This window comes from Streptomyces sp. NPDC002566 (genome assembly GCF_042889585.1).
GTDB lineage: Bacteria > Actinomycetota > Actinomycetes > Streptomycetales > Streptomycetaceae > Streptomyces.
The window spans coordinates 481,097-497,580 of the sequence record NZ_JBIARD010000001.1 but is presented as its reverse complement, the minus strand read 5'-3'; the positions used below and the strand labels follow the sequence as shown (position 1 = coordinate 497,580).

The following is a 16,484-nucleotide window of genomic DNA, read 5'->3' as shown; positions in this document are numbered from 1 at the left end:
TCGTAGCCTCGGAGGCGATGGGTGAACGGCGGGAGCGGGCCCGTCGTCCCCGTGGCCCGGAGGGGGTACGCGTTGACACGACCGCCGACCGCCGCGCAGCGGCGGGTGATCGACACCGCCGATCCCGTCACCGGGCGGCTGCGGGGTACGGAGGCGCAGCTCGCGGCGCTGGTGGGGCGCGGGCTCGCCTTCCGGCATCCGCGCCCGCCGCACGACTGCTTCCTGACGCCCGCCGGGCACCGGATACGCGAGGCCGCGCCCGAACCGCCCCCCGCGGCCGAAGCGGCTCAGGAGGCGGCGGGCGCGGGCGGGGTGTTCGCCGCGCGGGTCGGCGGCGAGGAGGAGCCGGCCGTGGGGCCCTCGCGCGCCCGGGAGGTGCACAGCGCCTGGCAGGGGTTGCTGGAGCTGCGCCGGATGACGAATCCGGACGGCGCCGCGGACCGGCCGTGCGGGTGGGAGCGTACGCATCTCGTGCGGGCCGCCGCGCTCGCCCTGGAGGCCGCCGGGCACCGCCCCGCCGGGCCGGACGGCGACGGCTACCGGGTCCGGGCGACGCCGCAGCCGGACGCCGTCGCGGTGCGCGGGCCGGACGGCGGGACGCTGCGGGCGTGCGCGGCGACACTGGAAGGGGCGGGCTGGCAGGTCGGGGAGCACACCGACCCCCGCACGAGAGACCGCTACCTGCTGGCGTCCCCGCGCCGCGTGTGAGGGGCGTGCCAGGATGTGCCGAAGCCGTCGGTCTTTCAGGGCCCGCAGTGTCGTCCTGTCGAGGGCCGACAGGGGCTCGGGGTCGGAGTCCGGGGAGGGGATGAGGAACTGCTCGGGCATCTCGGTGCCGGGGTGGAGCGAGGGGGCGTCCCACCCCGGCCGGGTCTCATCGGATGTGCTTCGCCGGTTTGGTGGCGGCGTTGAGGAGGTGTTCCAGGGGGCCTCGGCGGAAGAAGCGGGACCAGATCGCGGCGAACACGGTCGCCCCGAGGACGAACATGACGAGCGGCACCCATGATTGCTGGGCGCCGGTCCCGGCGGGCACCGACAGCGCGGACTGGGCGAGGAAGTGGCCGACGTAGGCGGTCAGGGACATGGTGCCCACGGCGATGACCGGCTTGGCCAGGCGGCGCAGTCGCGGCAGGCGGTCCATCGCCACCGTCGCGCCCACGATCACGAGGATGGCGACGCCCACGCTGCCGATGATGTCGAACGTGGTCCCGCTGTGCGGCCCGGCCGCCAGGAGCGACGAGGCCGGAATGTCGGGGAACGACCCCCCGTCCGGGGGCATCGAACCGCTGACGGGGGGCATCGAACCGGAGCCGCCGGACGAGGACCCGTCTTCCGCCATGCTCCTCAACGCGCCCGATCCGGCGAGCAGCAGGGACATGCTGTAGGCGGCCGCGGTGAGGGAGGCGCCGAGCGCGGCGAGGCGCTTCTGAACGGTGCCGGAGGACAGGTCGAGGCGGCCCAGTGCCATGCCCGCGATCACGAACGACATCCACGTGAGCGCCGGGTAGAAGCCGGTGAGCAGCAGATCGAGCACTCCCACCTCGCTGAGGCGGCGGAGCGGGTCGTGGGCGTTGATGCTCTCCTGGACCGACGAAGTCAGCAGCGAGGTCAGGACATACGCCAACTGCGGTGCGACGAGGGCGAACGCGGCCGAGATGATCGCGAGTGTCCTGGCACGCAGTCGCACCAGGGGAAGGGCCAGCAGGAAGTAGACCCCGTAGAAGCCGAGGATGATCACTCCCCCGTACTCCATCGCCAGCACGGTGCCCAGCACCAGCAGGACCACGGCGCGGATCGCGATGCGGGCCTTCGCCTGCCGGCCCGCCAGGCCCGTCTTCGGTTGGCGACGGCCGGCGATCAGCATCAGCGAGAACCCGGCGAGGGTGGCGAACAGGACCGACGAGTGGCCGTCCGCCATGTAGCGGATCCAGCTCGCCACGCCGGTCGTGGCGGACAGCGGGGGGCCGATGTGCACGACGTACATGCCGAACACCGCCAGCGCGCGGGCCAGGTCCACCCCGACGAGGCGTCCCGTCGAAGGACCGGCCGAGGCCGGCACGGCGGACTCGGGGGAGGTTCGGGGCGGCGGAGGTGGGTTCTCCGGGAGAGCTGACGTCTCCTGCGGCGGCTGCGTCTGTGTCATACGGCGAACCTCGCGCGGAGTTCAGGGGGCGGGCCATCCGGCAGGCTGCAGTGACGCCCCCGCCGACCGGCGGGTACCGCCCTGCCGACCGGCGGAACCTCGTCCCCGGCCCGGTCCGGTGCGACCGGGCGGTGATCTTGTCCAGCCACTCGGCGGGGGTGAACCCGACGGTTGCCGGATGGGGGCGGGACGGCCGGGCTTCCAGGGTCGAGGCATGACACACCGTGCGCGGCGCAAACAGCGCGACACCTCCCGCGCCTCACCAGCTGACGAACCGGGGCATGACGTGGTCCCTCTCAGAGGCGACTTCCTGGAGTTCCTCGGCCTGGTGCTGGCTGTGGGCGCCCTCGCCCTGGTCGTCGTACGCCCTGAGCTCCCCGAAGCGTTTGTGCGCGCCCTTTCATCGAGCACGGCCGGACTCGTCCGTTGAGCCGGCACACCATCACGCCCGGTCCGCCCGGCACCGTCTGCGCGGTGCCGGGCGGACCGCAGAAGGAAGGAACGTTGTGAACGCCGCATCCGGCCCGGCGAAGGACGAGACGTCCCTGTCTGCCCGGGAGACCGTCAGGGCGCTGTACGGGTATGTCCGGCCGCACCGTTGGGCCGTTGCCCTTGGTCTGTTGTGCGCCCTGGTGGGGGCCGCCGGGGCGCTGCTGCAGCCGTTGGCCACGAAAGCGCTGGTGGACCGGATGGCTTCGGGTGGGACCATCGCCGGGATCCTGATCGGGCTCACCGTGCTGGTGGTGGTGGGCACGGTGGTCGAGGCGTTCGGCGCGTACGTGCTGGAGCGGACGGCGGAGTCGGTGGTCCTGGCCGCTCGACGCACCGTGGTGGGGCGGTTGTTGCGGCTGCGGATCGCGGAATGGGAGCGGATCCCGCCGGGTGATCTGATGTCCCGCGTCACCTCGGACACCACGCTGCTGCGGGCGGTCAGCACGCAGGCGGTCGTCTCCGCGGCCACGGGTGCGGTCGCGTTCGTCGCGGCGATCGTGATGATGGCTCTGCTCGATGTCGTGCTGCTGGGTGTCACGCTCGGCGTGGTCGTGCTGGTCGGCGGGGCCGTCGCGCTGGTCATGCCGAAGATCGCCCGGGCCACCGAGCGATCACAGCAGGCGGTCGGGGAGATCTCCGTCGCGTTGGAGCGGGCCTTCGGGGCGTTCCGCACGGTGAAGGCGTCCGGTGCCGAGGGCCGGGAGACCGCCCGGGTGGAGGCGGCTGCGCGGCGGGCGTGGCGGCACGGCGTGAAGAGCGCGAAGTGGGAGGCCGCGGCGGGCTCGGCCGACGAACTCGCCGTCCAGCTGGCCTTCCTCGCGGTGCTCGCGGTCGGCGGGGCGCGCGTGGCGTCCGGGGAGATCCCCGTGTCCACCCTCATCGCCTTCCTGCTGTATCTCTTCTACCTGATCGAGCCGGTGTCCAGACTGGTCGACGCCGTCTCCCAGTATCAGGAGGGCGCGGCAGCGCTCTCCCGGATCGCGCAGGTGGAACAGCTGGCGACCGAGCCGACCGACGGCCGGCACAACGGCCCGCCCAGGCAGGGGGCACCGGTGTCGGAGCCGGCGTCGGTCCGCTTCGAGGACGTGTCCTTCCGCTACGGGCCCGGTTCGCCGTACATCCATCGGCAGGTGAGTTTCGAGGTTCCGGGAACCGGTACGACGGCCTTCGTCGGTCCCTCGGGCGCGGGCAAGTCGACGGTCTTCGCGCTCATCGAGCGGTTCCACGAGGTCACCGGCGGCCGGGTCCTGGTCGACGGCAAGGACGTGCGGGACTGGTCCCTGTCCGAGCTGCGGTCTGCCATCGGGTACGTGGAACAGGACGCGCCCGTCTTGGCCGGCACCCTGCGGGAGAACCTCGTCTTCGCGGCGCCCGGCGCGAGCGACGACGACATCCGCGACGTCCTCGCCCGCACGAAGCTCGAAACCCTCGTCGAGCGCCTGCCCCACGGCCTGGACACCCCGGTCGGACACCGCGGTTCGAGACTGTCGGGCGGCGAACGGCAGCGCGTCGCCATCGCCCGCGCCCTGCTGCGCAAGCCCCGGCTGCTGCTCCTGGACGAGGCGACCTCACAGCTCGACGCCGTCAACGAGCTCGTGCTGCGGGACGTGATCACGGAGGTGGCCCGCGACACCACCGTGCTGGTGGTGGCCCACCGCCTGTCCACGGTGACCGGAGCCGACCGCATCGTCGTCCTGGACGCCGGCCAGGTCCGAGCCGTCGGCACTCACGAGGAACTGGTGACCGAGGACCCGCTGTACGCACGACTGGCAGCCGCCCAGCTCCTGGTCACTCAGTCCGCGCTGAGCGGGATCCGCAGCCGCACCCGGTAGCCGCCTTCCGTGGTCGGGCCCGCATCCAGGGTGCCGTGCAGGATGTCGGCACGTTCACGCAGTCCGACGAGGCCTTGCCGGGAGCCGGGGAGCGACAGGGAAGGACGCGTGGGTGGGGTGTTGGTGACGGTCACTCCGATGCCGTCGCCGTCCTGCCACAATTCGACGCCGGCAGTGGCGCCAGGTGCGTGTTTGCGGACGTTGGTCAGCGCTTCCTGAACCGTACGGTAGAGGGCGCGTTGGGTGGGTGTGCTCACAGAGGGTGGCAGTTCCCCCGTCAGCTGTACGTGAGTGCCGCTCGATTCCACGAGCTTACGCAGGTCGGCAAGGGTGGGCTGAGGCGTCAGCTCGGTGGCGTCGCCGCCGGAGGCCCGCAGCAGCGTGACCATGGTGCGCAGTTCGTCGAGCGTGGTGACGCTCAGCGAACGGATCGTGCGGGCGGCCTCCTTGGCGTCCGCGTCCTTGGTGGCGACCTGCAACGCCCCGGCCCGGACGGCGATCAGGCTGACCTGGTGGGAGACCACGTCGTGCATCTCGCGTGCCAGTTGGGCGCGTTCGCGGGCGAGGACGGCCTGGGCGTGCAGGGTCCGCTCGTGTTCCCTTGCCTCCTCGATCTCGGCCAGTCGCCGCGCCAGGTCCCGCTGTGCCTGGAGCAGCTGGCCGAAGAGGACCGGTGCCGCGGCCGTGGCCAGGCCGTACACGAAGAAGACCAATGTCATGGTCCGGTCGACCTCGGCCAGGGGCCACGGAGTGCTGCTCGCGACGGCGGCCAGGGCGACGCACACGGCGAGGAGACGGCGGTTGCGGGAGCGTTCGGCCAGGGTGAACAGCGCCGCGAGCACAGCGACGGCGACATCCTGCATCAGCGCGACGGGCAGGGTGAGCAGGAACACGCCGAGCGGGAACCTGCGCCGGAAGGCCAGCGCGCTGCACCCGACAGCCGCCAGCGCGAGCGCGAGGCGCGTGGGCTCCCAGTTGTTCAGCCGCACGTCCACGGCCGCCGCGGCCACCAAGGCGAGGTCGATGACCGGCGCGGGAAGCCGCTGCCACAGGGCGCGTGCACGGCTCATCCGCCGACCTCCGACCGCAGGCGCTCGTCGAGGAGCCCGGCCCGCTGCGCCAGCAGCGCGGCCTGTACCCGGCCCGCCACCCGCAGCTTCGTCAGGATCGCGCTGACGTGGTCCTTGACCGTGCCCGCACCGAGGTGGATGCGCGCCCCGATGTCCGCGTTCGACAAGCCCTCCGCCACCAGGACGAGGACGTCACGCTCCCGCGCGGTGAGCAGCCGGACCCGCGCCGCGTCCTCGTCGACAGCCCTCTCGGTGCCGGGGTGGCTGTGCAGCAGGGTCCGCGACGCCTTGGGGGACAGCACGACGCCGCCCGCGGCCAGGGTGCGCACCAGGTGGGGGAGTTGCTCCGGTTCGGTGTCCTTGAGCAGGAAGCCGGCAGCGCCGCCGTTCAGCGCGGTCAGGATGTACTCGTCGGCGTCGAACGTGGTCAGCATCGCCACCACCGGCGGGTCCGGCATCGTGCGCAGCTCGCGCAGGACGGTGAGCCCGTCGACGTCCGGCATCCGGATGTCCAGCAGCACCACGCCGGGCCGCTCCCGGCGGACGGTGTCCACCGCGTCTCCGCCGCTCGCGGTCGCGACGACCTCGATGTCCTCGGACGCGCCCAGAATGAGTTCGAAGCCCGAGCGGACCAGTGCCTCGTCGTCCACCACCACTACCCGTATCACACGCCCCGCCTCGCCTTGTTCATGCCGTTCGGCCCATGCCGACTCGACCCTAAGGCCCCGATCGGTCCCGGCGACCCGCTGAGCTGCAGCGCCAGCCACACGGCGGGGTAGCACCCACCGCTCGGCAGGGCCACGAGGTGTCCCGCCAGTCGGCCCACCGACCCCTCCGGTCGGCGGGGGCGGTCTCGGAAGACGCCGTAATAGGCGAGGATGATGATGTCCCCCGGACGAACACAGCAGGAGGAGCCAGCATTGAGCGAGCCGTTTTCCGTCCGGATCACCGTCCGCGGATACGAGACCGACACGCAGGGCCATGTGAACCAGAGCGTGTACGTCAACTACGCGGAGCACGCGCGCTGGTCGCTGCTCCAGGCTGCCGGGATCACCCAGGCCGCCCTGATCGCGAGAGGCGTCGGGCCCGTCGCCCTGGAGACGACCATCCGCTACAAGCGTGAGCTGCTCGCCGGCGACGAGGTCGACGTGACGTGCGTCTTCGAGTGGAGCGGCGGCAAGACGTTCCGCATCGAGCAGGTCATGCGCAAGGCCGACGGCACGGTGGCGGCCGAACTCACCGCGGTCGGCGGCCTGCTGGACCTGAAGACACGGCGGATGGTGCCCGACCCGCAGAACCACTTCAAGGAACTGGCGTCCGACCCGGCCCTGTTCGGCCTCTGACGGACGACGTCACCCGAAGGCCGCTCGACGCTCCCGCGCCCACTCGCGGTAGGTCCGCGCCGGACGCCCCAGCAGCTCCGGCACGTCCTCGGTGACCAGGGCGTTGCCGCCGTCGCGCACGAAGGCGTTGCCGGCCAGGACGCCCTCCGCCTGGGCCTCGCCGAGACCCCATGCGAGCAGGCGCTCACGCGCCTCCCGCGGTGTGAGGTCCCGGGTGGTGACCGGCCGGCCGAGGACCTCGGCAAGCACGGCGGCCTGTTCCGGGACGCTGATCGTCTCCGGTCCGGTCAGCGTGTACGTCCGTCCGGCGAGCCGGCCGTCGAGGAGGACCCGCGCCGCGGCCTCGGCCACGTCACGCGGGTCGATCACGCCCTGCGCCCCGTCGCCGCTCATGTTCGGCACCGGCTCGCCCGCCCTGATCGGGGCCGCCCAGCTCAGTGTGTTCGAGGCGAACGACGAGGGCCGCAGGACGGCCCACTCGGCCCCGCTCTCGCGCACGGCCCGCTCGCCGGGCAGATGCCACGTTCCGAAAGCGCCCAGACCGGGGTCTCCGGTCGCGATCGCGGACAGCTTCACCAGCCGGCCGACCCGCGCCGACCGGGCCGCCGCCACCAGCGCCTGGTCGTGGTGGGTGTCCGGCCCCGGGACGCCCACCAGGAACGCGGCCTGTGCTCCGGCCGCCGCGGCCTCCAGGGAGCCGGGGTCGAGGTAGTCCCCACGTGCCACCTCCACCCCCGGGGGCAACGCGGCGGCCTTCGCCGGGTCGCGGAGCAGTGCGCGCACCTTCTCGCCGCGCGCCGTCAACTGTCGTACGAGTTCACTGCCGATGGTGCCCGTGGCACCGGTCACGAGGATCATGGCTCTCACGGTGCCGGGCGTCGCCGCCGCGTCTCTAGGAGATTCCGGCACGCTTCGGCAGGCCTCCGGGACCCGTCCGCCGCTTACGGTGGAGCGGTGACCGACGTCCTCGCCGAACAGCCCCTCACCGTCCACGACCGGGCGCGCCCCTGGATCTCCGGCGTCGCGGCGGTGCGGGCCACGGGTCCCGTCGAGAACGCCCTCGCACACCCGCCGGACACCGCGACCCAGGTGGTCGTGCGCCTGCGGGGCGACGGGCGGCGCGACACACTGGTCGTCGGACCGCGCACCCTGGCCACGTATCACGCGGACACGCGGAAGCGGGTGGTGTCCTGTGTGCGCCTGCGTCTGGAGCCGGGTGCGGCGCGACCGCTGCTGGGCGTGCCGGCCGTGGACCTCGTCGGCCGGGTGATGCCGCTGGGCGCCCTGCCCTCCGACACCGCCCGTGCACTGGCGCGAGAACTGGCGTACCGGGATCCGGGCGAGGTCACGTCCGGCCTCGCTGATCTGCTCCCTTCGCCCACCGACCGTTCCCGCGACCGCGACCGGCTGCTGCGCGCCGCCGTCGCCGCCCTGTCGACCCGCCGGGACCGCGTGCCGGCCGCCGTGCGGGACGTCGCCCGCGAACTGGCCGTCAGCGAACGCCAGTTGCGCAACCTTTTCGCGGAGGGCATCGGCCTCTCCCCCAAGCACTTCGCCCGCATCGACCGCGTGCGGCACGTCCTGGAGCACGCCCTGACCACCCCGTGGGCCGAACTCGCCGCCGTCACCGGTTACTACGACCAGTCGCACATGACGGCCGACTTCCGCACCCTGATGGGTGTGCCGCCCCGGGCGTTCTTCTCAGGGCGGCTGCCGCGGACCACACCCTGCCAAGCACCCTCATGAGGCCGGCGGGGAAGCGGAATTCGGGTGCACCGCACCCCGCGCACCTGCGATGCTCCCGTCCCATGCCCCCGCGACGCGTCAGACCCAGCCTGTACATCTCCGTGGACGTCGAGGCCGACGGGCCCATTCCCGGCCCGTACTCGATGCTCAGCCTCGGCGCCGCGGTCGCCGGTGTGCAGGACGCGGACGGTTTCACCGCGGCCGATCCCGCCGCGCGGACGTTCTACCGCGAACTGCGGCCCATCAGCGAGGAGTTCGTGCCCGAGGCGCTGGCCGTGAGCGGGCTCGACCGGGAGCGGCTGCGCGAGGAGGGGACCGAACCCTCCCTGGCAATGGCCCAGTTCGCCCGCTGGGTGCGTGAAGTGAGCGACGGCGCGCAGCCGGTGATGTGCGGCTACCCGGCGTCGTACGACTGGACGTTCCTGTACTGGTATCTGATCCGGTTCACCGGGGCGAGTCCGTTCGGGCACTCCGGCTGCCTCGACATGAAGACGCTGTACGCCGCGAAAGCGGGGCTGCCGCTGCGGGCGGTGGCGAAGCGCGCCATGCCGCCCGGGCTGCTGTCGACGCGCCGCCACACCCACCACGCCCTCGACGACGCGATCGAGCAGGCCGAACTGTTCGCCAACCTCATGGCCTGGGCGGGCACCCCGGCGTCCTGAGGCCGCCCCTTTCGGCTCAGGAACCGGCGGCGATCCGGGCCAGCCGCCTCGCCTCCTCGCGGGTGGAGCGGGCGATCGCGTCCTCGTCGGCGGTCAGCAGCCGGCCGTTCTCGACGATCTGGCGGCCGTTCACGAAGGAGGCGGTGACCGGGGCGGCCGCGCCGAAGACCAGCGCGGTCACCGGGTCGGCGATGGAGGCGTGGGCGAGGGTGTCCATCCGCCAGAGCACCAGGTCGGCCAGCTTGCCCGGCTCCAGTGAGCCGATCTCCCTTTCCCGGCCCAGGACCTGGGCTCCGCCGTAGGTGCCGAGGCGCAGCGCCTGACGGGCGTTCAGGGCGGCCTCGCGGTGGGGGCCGAGCCGGTTGACGAGGAGGGCGTTGCGCAGCTCGGTGTGCAGTTCGCCGGACTCGTTGGACGCGGTGCCGTCGACGCCGAGGCCCACCGGGACGCCGGCCGCGAGGAGGTCGGGGACGCGTGCGATCCCCGCCGCCAGGCGGGCGTTGGAGGAGGGACAGTGGGCGACGCCGGTCCTCGTGCGGGCGAAGGCTTCGATGTCGGAGTCGTTCATGTGGACGCAGTGCGCCATCCACACGTCGTCGCCGAGCCAGCCGGTGGACTCGAAGTAGTCGGTGGGGCCCATGCCGAACAGCTCGTGGCAGAACTTCTCCTCCTCGACCGTCTCCGAGCCGTGGGTGTGCAGCCGCACGCCGAGCCGGCGCGCCAACTCCGCTCCCTGCCGCATCAGTTCGGTGGAGACGGAGAAGGGCGAGCAGGGGGCGACGGCCACCTGGGTCATCGCGCCGAACGAGGAGTCGTGGTGGCGCCGTACGGTCTTCTCGGTGGCGGCGAGGGCGTCCTCCAGGCTCTCGACGGCGAAGTCGGGCGGCAGGCCGCCGTCCTTCTCGCCGCGGTCCATGGAGCCGCGCGCCAGGGTGAAGCGGACGCCCATGTCGCGGGCGACGCCGATGATCGTGCCTTCCAGGTCCCCGCAGCCGCGGGGGAAGACGTAGTGGTGGTCCATGGCGGTGGTGACGCCGCCGCGGGCCATCATCGCGAGCGAGCCCTGCGCGGCCGCGCGCACCATCGGCTCGTCGATGCGCGCCCACGTCGGGTACAGCGCGACGAGCCAGTCGAAGAGGTTGTGGTCGGTGGCGAGGCCCCGGGTGATCCACTGGTAGAAGTGGTGGTGGGTGTTGACCAGGCCCGGGGTCACGAGGTGGCCGGTGGCGTCGACGCACCGTACGACGTTCTCCAGGCCCTCGGGGGCGCGGCCGGGGCCGATCGACTCGATCCGGTCGTCCGCCAGGACCACGTGCCCCGAGGCGTGCTCGGTGTCGTGCGCGTCCACGGTCGCGATGGCCGCGTTCTCGATGACGGTGCGCTGGGTCATCCGGTCCGTCCTCACAGGTTGGTCAGGTCCTCCGGGATCCGCGCCTCGCAGCCGTCCCGCAGGACGGTGGCCTCGATCAGGCCGTAGGGGCGGTCCGCGGCGAAGTACACCTCGTTGTCGTTCTCCAAACCGAACGGCGCGAGATCCACCAGGAAGTGGTGCTTGTTGGGCAGCGAGAAGCGGACCTCGTCGATCTCCGGGCGGTGCTCGACGATCCGGGAGCCCATCGCGTACAGGGTCTGCTGGAGGGACAGCGAGTACGTCTCGGCGAAGGCCGAGAGCAGGTGTTCGCGGGTCCGCGCGTAGGACTCGTTCCAGTCGGGCGCGGGCTGCGCGTCGTCGGTCCAGTTCAGGCGCCAGCGCCCGGAGACCTCGGTGGCCAGCACCCGGTCGTGGGCCTCGGGGAGCGTGGTGTACCTGTCCTTGACGTAGCCCCAGAACTCGGAGTCGGTGCTGTTCAGCACGGTCAGGTCCTTGAGCCCGGCGACGACCTCCCAGCGCTCGCCGTCGTAGGCGATCTGGGCGAGCCGGGTCTCCTGGCCCTTGCGGACGAAGGAGTGCGCGCCCTCCCCTGCGGTCTCGATGCGCTCCCAGGCGTACTCCTCGACGCGGATCCGGGCCCGGTGGATCGACTGCTGCGAGGTGACGAAGTGGCGGGCGAGGTGGATGCCGAACTGCTCGGGGGAGTCGACGCCGTGCTCCTTGGCGAACGCGTACACCGTGTTCTTGGTGGTGTCGGTCGGCAGGACGCTGGCGTTCGAGCCCGAGTAGTGGACCTCCTCCATGTCGCCGCTGAGCGACACGGAGACGCTGAGGTCCTTGATGTGGTGGGTGGCGCCGTCGCGCGTGACCTTGACGACCCGGGTCTCGGCCTTGCCGTACCGGTTCGGCCCGAGCACGGGGCGGCCGGGGCGGGGGTTGTCTGCCATGGAGCTAGCTCCCTCGGTATACGGAGTAGCCGAACGGGTTGAGCAGCAGCGGTACGTGGTAGTGCTCGCCGGGCGCGACGGCGAACGTGACCGTCACCTCCGGGAAGAACACGCCCGGACCGCCGTCGCGGTGCGCGGGGGCGTCCTGCCGTTCGTCGGCCCGCTCGTTCTCGAAGTACGGCTCGACCGCGAAGTCGAGCCGTACGTGGGTGGTGCCTTCCGGCGGGTCCGGGAGGTCCTTGCACCGGCCGTCCGCGTCGGTCGCGGAGCCGCCGAGCGGCTGCCAGCCGGCGTCGCGGCCCGCGCGGGCGGCGATCCGGACGGCGACGTCGCGGGCGGGGCGGCCGACGGAGGTGTCCAGGATGTGGGTGGACACCGAGGCGGTCGTGCTGGTGCTCATGCTGCTCCTCGGTCCTCTTCGGCTTCGACGACGCGGGCGAGCCGGATGCGGTTGATCTTCCCCAGTTCGGTGCGGACGATCTCCCGCTCCCGCTCCGGCGTGTTGCCGATCCGTTCCCGCACGGCGTCGCGCATCTGCTCGCCGGTGCGGCCGGTGGCGCAGATCAGGAAGACGTGCCCGAACTTCTCCTGGTAGGCCAGGTTGAGTTCGAGCATCTCCGCTCTCAGCTCCTCGGACGCGCCGGCCATGCCGCGCTGTTCGCGGGCGGAGGCCGGGTCGCCGGGCCGGGGCCGGCCGATCGGCGGATGCCCGGCCATGGCCTCGTCGAGGTCCCGCGCGCTGAGGCCGGCCGTCGCGGCGTCGCTTGCGGCGTAGAGGTCGTCGGGGGTGGCGTAGGGGCGGCCTGCGAGCAGCCGCCGCACCCATGCCGTGGAGGCGCACACCTCGTGCAGCGCGGCGGCTGCCGCCCGCTCCTCCAGGGCGTTGAACCGGCTCAGACCGGCGGGCTGGGGAGTCGACGTCACGGGAGCCTCCGTGGCCGTGGCGGCCTGCGTGCTGAGGGGACTGCGTACTGACCGGGCTGGGGCCAGCTAACGCCCCACCGGTCCCCGGCGTCAACACTTTGTTGAAAAATCCGCGTTACGGCTCCCCGCCGACGGGTCACGCCTCCCCCGCAGCGGGTGGCGACCCCGCCGCCGCTCAGCCGCTCTTCTCGCGGTTGAGGTAGTTGTAGACGGTGAACCGGCTCACCCCGAGCGCGCCGGCCACGGTCTCCACGCCGTGCCGCACGGAGAACGCGCCGCGCGCCTCGAGTATCCGTACGACCTCCTGCTTGGCCTTGCGGTCGAGGTCGGCGAGCGGCCTGCCCCGCTCGCGCTCCATGGCGGCCAGGATGTGGTCCAGGGAGTCGGCGAGCTGCGGCAGCCGTACGGCGACGGCCCGCTCCCCCTCCCAGGAGAGCACCACGTCGTCGGGGCCAGCCTCGTCCGGCGGGAGCAGCTCTCCGCCCATCGCGTCGACCAACGGCTTGACGGCCGCGACGAAGGCCTCGTCCCCGGCGCGGGTCACTTCCCGTCCTCCCCGACCACGTTGAGCTGGAGGGAGATCCGGGTGGCGCCCGAGCCGAGGGTGCGGCGCAGCACGGCGTCCACGGCGGCGAGCACGGCGTCGGCGTCGCCTTCGGCGGTGTTGCCGAACGGGCCGACGTCCACGGCGTCCAGGTCGGCCGACTCGATCACCTCGCGGGCGACCAGCGCGTGCGCGGGCGCCTCGTCGAGGTCGAAGGGCTCGGTGGTGAACTCCAGTCTCAATCGCACGCGCTCAACCTAACGCGCGAGGCGGTTTCCCGCCGGGCGTCCTCCCCGGCAGGGGGCACCTCCGTCCGGCGCGGCCGGGAGCCCGCGTCAACCTCAAATGAACCTCTGAACATGGCCCGTGGGCTTCAACCGCGCCTGGCGCAGGGCACATTGTGGTCCTGCGGGGTCCGCCGGCACGGGGGCGGCGGACCCCGCACCTCGTGAAGCGGGCGTTCGATCTTCGAGCACGCGCCGGGCTTTCGGCCCCGCTTTCTCCGGTCTATTTCCGACCTTCGCCAACGGACGGACAAGCGGGGGGCGATGGAGGACCATGGGGGCCATGTTCGAGAGCGTGCCGGTGAGTTGCCCGGCCTGCCGACGCGAGCGTCTCTACTCCGCGCCGACCTACCCGTGCGCGTGCGGCGCCCCGGTCGCCCCGCGCCTCGACCACCGCGCGAAGGTGACGGCCGTCGCCCACCGCGCGTGGGAGGAGGAGTGGGTCACCGTGCGCTGCGCGGCCTGCGGCCGCCATGACCAGTGGCCGCGACCGGAGCTGGGGTGCGCCTGCGGCACGGTGCTGCTCATCCCGGTGAGCGCGGAGACGGACGACGGTGAGGGGGCGGCGACTGCGCCGCCCCGGCGGGAGACGGCGAGCCCGCGGCCGGCGCCGGACCTCGCGGCCGCCGCGCCGCCCGGCCCCATATCCACCTCCCCGCCCCGCCCCCGCCCCTTCCGCCCCGTCGCCATACGCACGGCCCGGGACGCGGTCACCGCGACCGCCCTGTACCTGGACTGGCTGGGCTACCCGGAGGTCCGCCGGGCCGACCAGCGCCCGACCTCGGGCATAGGTCTCGCCACCCGGGGGCTGCTGGCGCAGGTCGACCCCAAGGCGGCCCCGGCCTCCCTGCGAGACGTCGAGTGCCTGTGGCTGACGGCCATGACGGAGTCCTCGGAGTGCGTGTACTTCTCCCTCTCCGGTTACACCCCCGACGCCCACGCCCGCGCCGACTCCCTCGCCGTGCCCCTGTTCGTCATGGACCTCACGGGCAGACCCCGGCCGGTCAACGCGGTCGCCGGCGCGCTCGACGCACAGGGCGGCGGCTGAGCCGGCACGGCCGCGCCGGCCCGGCTCCGCCGCCCGCTCACGCGCGAGGACTCACCGGAAGTCCTCCTCCCGGTACTCCCCCGCCGACCCGGCCGCCGTGGCCTCGCGGAGCTCGACGCGGCGGATCTTGCCCGAGACGGTCTTGGGCAGCGGCGCGAACTCCAGCCGGCGCAGGCGCTTGTAGGGGGCGAGGACCTCGCGGGAGTGCTCGAACAGCACCTTCGCGGTGTCGGGGCCGGGTTCCCAGCCCTCCGCCAGGACGACGTACGCCTTGGGCACGGCCAGCCGCAGCTCGTCCGGCGCGGGGACCACGGCCGCCTCGGCGACGGCCTCGTGCTCCAGCAGGGCGCTCTCCAGCTCGAAGGGACTGATCTTGTAGTCGGAGGCCTTGAAGACGTCGTCGCTCCTGCCGACATAGGTGATGTATCCGGATTCGTCGCGTTCGCCGATGTCGCCGGTGCGGTAGTAGCCGCCCGCCATCGCCTCCGCCGTACGGTCGTCGTCGCCGTGGTAGCCGGTCATCAGGCCGACCGGCCGCGCCGACAGGTCGAGGGCGATCTCGCCCTCCCGGGCGCCGGGCGCGCCGGTCACCGGGTCCAGCAGTTCCACCCGGTAGCCGGGGCTGGGGCGGCCCATGGAGCCGGTCTTCAGGGGCTGTCCGGGGCTGTTGGCGATCTGCACGGCCGTCTCCGTCTGGCCGAAGCCGTCCCGGACGGTGACGCCCCAGGCCCGCCGGACCTGCTCGATCACCTCGGGGTTGAGCGGTTCCCCGGCGGCCGCGATCTCGCGGGGCGGGGTGCGCAGCGCGGTCAGGTCGGCCTGGATGAGCATGCGCCACACGGTCGGCGGGGCACAGAACGTCGTCACGCCCGCGCGGTCCATCTCGGCCATCAGCCGGGCCGGGTCGAAGCGGGTGTAGTTGTGGATGAAGACGGTCGCCTCGGCGTTCCACGGGGCGAACAGGTTGGACCAGGCGTGCTTGGCCCAGCCGGGTGAGGAGATGTTGAGGTGGACGTCGCCGGGCCGCAGGCCGATCCAGTACATGGTGGCGAGGTGCCCGACCGGGTACGACACGTGCGTGTGCTCGACGAGCTTGGGGCGGGCGGTCGTCCCCGAGGTGAAGTACAGCATCAGGGTGTCGTCGGCCAGGGTCGGGCCGTCGGGCAGGAACTCGGCGGAAGCTGCGTAGGCGTCCTCGTACGGCTGCCAGCCCTCGGGCACGCCGCCCACGGCGGTGCGCGTGTAGTCGCCGGGGACCTCGTCGAACTTGCCGGCGTCCTCGGCGCGGACGACGACGTGCCGGACCTCGCCGCGCTCGACGCGGTCGCGCAGGTCGGCGGGGCCGAGCAGCGGGGTCGCGGGGATGACGACGGCGCGCAGCTTCATCGCGGCGAGGGCGGTCTCCCACAGTTCGGCCTGGTTGCCGAGCATCACCAGGATGCGGTCGCCGGCTGCGACGCCGCGCTCGCGCAGCAGGTTGGCGAGCCGGTCGGAGCGTTCGGACAGCTCGGCGAAGGAGAGCCGGACCTCGGCGCCGTCCTCCTCGACGATGTGCAGGGCGGTCCGGTCGTTGCCGTCCGCGATGGCGTCGAACCAGTCGAGTGCCCAGTTGAAGTGCTCGAACCGGGGCCACTCGAAGCCCGCGTAGGCCGTGGCGTAGTCCTCGCGGTGTCGCAGCAGGAAGTCCCGCGCCGTACGGAACCGCTCCGTCGCCGTCGTCATGCGTCCTCCGTCTCGCTCTGCCTGCCGCGCGGCCCCGTCGGGCCCCGGGCGGCGGCCGCGCGCCCGGTGAAGCGCACGGGCCGGCGCCGGACCATTGCCGGGCGGCTCTCTGTCATCGTGTAATCCGTGATGCGGGTGCACCACCCCCGCACGGGGATCACCTCGGAAAGGAGGGGCCGCCGGCACAAGGCGGGGAGGTCCGCGCGGAGGGCGGGGCCGCCCCGGGAAGGGCCGGACGGGCGAAAGACCGGCGGCTCGGCGGAGGGGTCCGTTCCGGCCAGGGACGGCTCCGGGCGACGAGTGGCCATTCAACGGCCGGTTCGTTGAATTTCCCCATGCTTCCCGCTGTTATATC

The 16,484-nt window shown here is 72.7% G+C and carries 18 protein-coding genes; 7 read left to right on the top strand and 11 right to left on the bottom strand.

The annotated features are described in order from the left end of the window. Positions 1-72 precede the first annotated feature (72 nt). A complete protein-coding gene (locus ACFYXA_RS02050; RefSeq protein ID WP_389027497.1) occupies positions 73-708 on the top strand; it encodes a hypothetical protein in 636 nt (211 codons plus the stop codon). Between the two features lie 166 nt (positions 709-874). Here the strand turns inward: ACFYXA_RS02050 and ACFYXA_RS02045 are convergent, their stop codons facing one another. Continuing rightward, positions 875-2,143 carry a DUF418 domain-containing protein gene (locus tag ACFYXA_RS02045; RefSeq protein WP_389027495.1) on the bottom strand — a complete coding sequence of 423 codons (1,269 nt, stop codon included), beginning with the start codon at positions 2,141-2,143 and terminating at the stop codon, positions 875-877. 214 nt (positions 2,144-2,357) lie between these two features. Here ACFYXA_RS02045 and ACFYXA_RS02040 point away from each other — a divergent pair, with 214 nt between their 5' ends. Together ACFYXA_RS02040 and ACFYXA_RS02035 are read left to right on the top strand one after the other, a co-directional pair. Further along, positions 2,358-2,573 carry a hypothetical protein gene (locus ACFYXA_RS02040; RefSeq protein WP_389027493.1) on the top strand — a complete coding sequence of 72 codons (216 nt, stop codon included), beginning with the start codon at positions 2,358-2,360 and terminating at the stop codon, positions 2,571-2,573. A 76-nt stretch (positions 2,574-2,649) separates the two neighbouring features. Next, a complete protein-coding gene (locus ACFYXA_RS02035; RefSeq protein ID WP_389027491.1) occupies positions 2,650-4,467 on the top strand; it encodes an ABC transporter ATP-binding protein in 1,818 nt (605 codons plus the stop codon). Here ACFYXA_RS02035 and ACFYXA_RS02030 read toward each other — a convergent pair. Both ACFYXA_RS02030 and ACFYXA_RS02025 read right to left on the bottom strand, forming a co-directional pair. Next, positions 4,428-5,537, bottom strand: a complete 1,110-nt coding sequence (locus ACFYXA_RS02030; protein WP_389027489.1) for a sensor histidine kinase — start codon at positions 5,535-5,537, stop codon at positions 4,428-4,430. The two genes, ACFYXA_RS02035 and ACFYXA_RS02030, sit on opposite strands and share 40 nt — an antisense overlap. Further along, on the bottom strand, positions 5,534-6,193 hold the full coding sequence (locus ACFYXA_RS02025) for a response regulator (protein ID WP_389028993.1): 660 nt from the start codon (positions 6,191-6,193) through the stop codon (positions 5,534-5,536). Before ACFYXA_RS02025 ends, ACFYXA_RS02030 begins: the two co-directional genes overlap by 4 nt. A gap of 264 nt (positions 6,194-6,457) precedes the next feature. Here ACFYXA_RS02025 and ACFYXA_RS02020 point away from each other — a divergent pair, with 264 nt between their 5' ends. Further along, on the top strand, positions 6,458-6,880 hold the full coding sequence (locus ACFYXA_RS02020) for an acyl-CoA thioesterase (RefSeq protein WP_352249377.1): 423 nt from the start codon (positions 6,458-6,460) through the stop codon (positions 6,878-6,880). Between the two features lie 9 nt (positions 6,881-6,889). Here the strand turns inward: ACFYXA_RS02020 and ACFYXA_RS02015 are convergent, their stop codons facing one another. After that, positions 6,890-7,747 carry an NAD(P)H-binding protein gene (locus ACFYXA_RS02015; protein WP_389027486.1) on the bottom strand — a complete coding sequence of 286 codons (858 nt, stop codon included), beginning with the start codon at positions 7,745-7,747 and terminating at the stop codon, positions 6,890-6,892. A gap of 87 nt (positions 7,748-7,834) precedes the next feature. Here ACFYXA_RS02015 and ACFYXA_RS02010 point away from each other — a divergent pair, with 87 nt between their 5' ends. Continuing rightward, complete coding sequence (locus ACFYXA_RS02010; protein ID WP_389027484.1) at positions 7,835-8,626, top strand: helix-turn-helix domain-containing protein; 792 nt, start codon at positions 7,835-7,837, stop codon at positions 8,624-8,626. Between the two features lie 62 nt (positions 8,627-8,688). Next, positions 8,689-9,288, top strand: coding sequence for an exonuclease domain-containing protein (locus ACFYXA_RS02005; protein ID WP_389027482.1), 600 nt, complete (start codon positions 8,689-8,691; stop codon positions 9,286-9,288). 16 nt (positions 9,289-9,304) lie between these two features. On the opposite strand, the gene ACFYXA_RS02000 is transcribed toward ACFYXA_RS02005, so the two are convergent. The 6 genes from ACFYXA_RS02000 to ACFYXA_RS01975 all read right to left on the bottom strand — a co-directional run bounded on the left by ACFYXA_RS02000 (position 9,305) and on the right by ACFYXA_RS01975 (position 13,323). Then, positions 9,305-10,678 (bottom strand): 8-oxoguanine deaminase, encoded by a 1,374-nt coding sequence (locus ACFYXA_RS02000; protein ID WP_351092455.1) that lies wholly within the window; start codon positions 10,676-10,678, stop codon positions 9,305-9,307. Positions 10,679-10,689: 11 nt separating this feature from the next. After that, on the bottom strand, positions 10,690-11,607 hold the full coding sequence (pucL, locus tag ACFYXA_RS01995) for a factor-independent urate hydroxylase (protein ID WP_389027479.1): 918 nt from the start codon (positions 11,605-11,607) through the stop codon (positions 10,690-10,692). Positions 11,608-11,611: 4 nt separating this feature from the next. Beyond that, a complete protein-coding gene (gene uraH, locus ACFYXA_RS01990) occupies positions 11,612-12,007 on the bottom strand; it encodes a hydroxyisourate hydrolase (RefSeq protein ID WP_389027477.1) in 396 nt (131 codons plus the stop codon). Then, a complete protein-coding gene (uraD, locus tag ACFYXA_RS01985; RefSeq protein ID WP_389027475.1) occupies positions 12,004-12,531 on the bottom strand; it encodes a 2-oxo-4-hydroxy-4-carboxy-5-ureidoimidazoline decarboxylase in 528 nt (175 codons plus the stop codon). Before uraD ends, uraH begins: the two co-directional genes overlap by 4 nt. 175 nt (positions 12,532-12,706) lie before the next feature. Then, a complete protein-coding gene (locus ACFYXA_RS01980) occupies positions 12,707-13,075 on the bottom strand; it encodes a helix-turn-helix domain-containing protein (RefSeq protein WP_389027473.1) in 369 nt (122 codons plus the stop codon). Next, complete coding sequence (locus tag ACFYXA_RS01975) at positions 13,072-13,323, bottom strand: hypothetical protein (protein ID WP_165430327.1); 252 nt, start codon at positions 13,321-13,323, stop codon at positions 13,072-13,074. The genes ACFYXA_RS01980 and ACFYXA_RS01975 overlap by 4 nt, the downstream gene beginning before the upstream one ends. A 319-nt stretch (positions 13,324-13,642) precedes the next feature. Here ACFYXA_RS01975 and ACFYXA_RS01970 point away from each other — a divergent pair, with 319 nt between their 5' ends. Beyond that, entirely contained in the window at positions 13,643-14,407 is a 765-nt protein-coding gene (locus tag ACFYXA_RS01970; protein WP_389027471.1) for a hypothetical protein, read from the top strand. A 51-nt stretch (positions 14,408-14,458) separates the two neighbouring features. Here ACFYXA_RS01970 and ACFYXA_RS01965 read toward each other — a convergent pair whose 3' ends face one another. Then, positions 14,459-16,129 carry an AMP-binding protein gene (locus ACFYXA_RS01965; RefSeq protein WP_389027469.1) on the bottom strand — a complete coding sequence of 557 codons (1,671 nt, stop codon included), beginning with the start codon at positions 16,127-16,129 and terminating at the stop codon, positions 14,459-14,461. Positions 16,130-16,484: the final 355 nt, after the last annotated feature.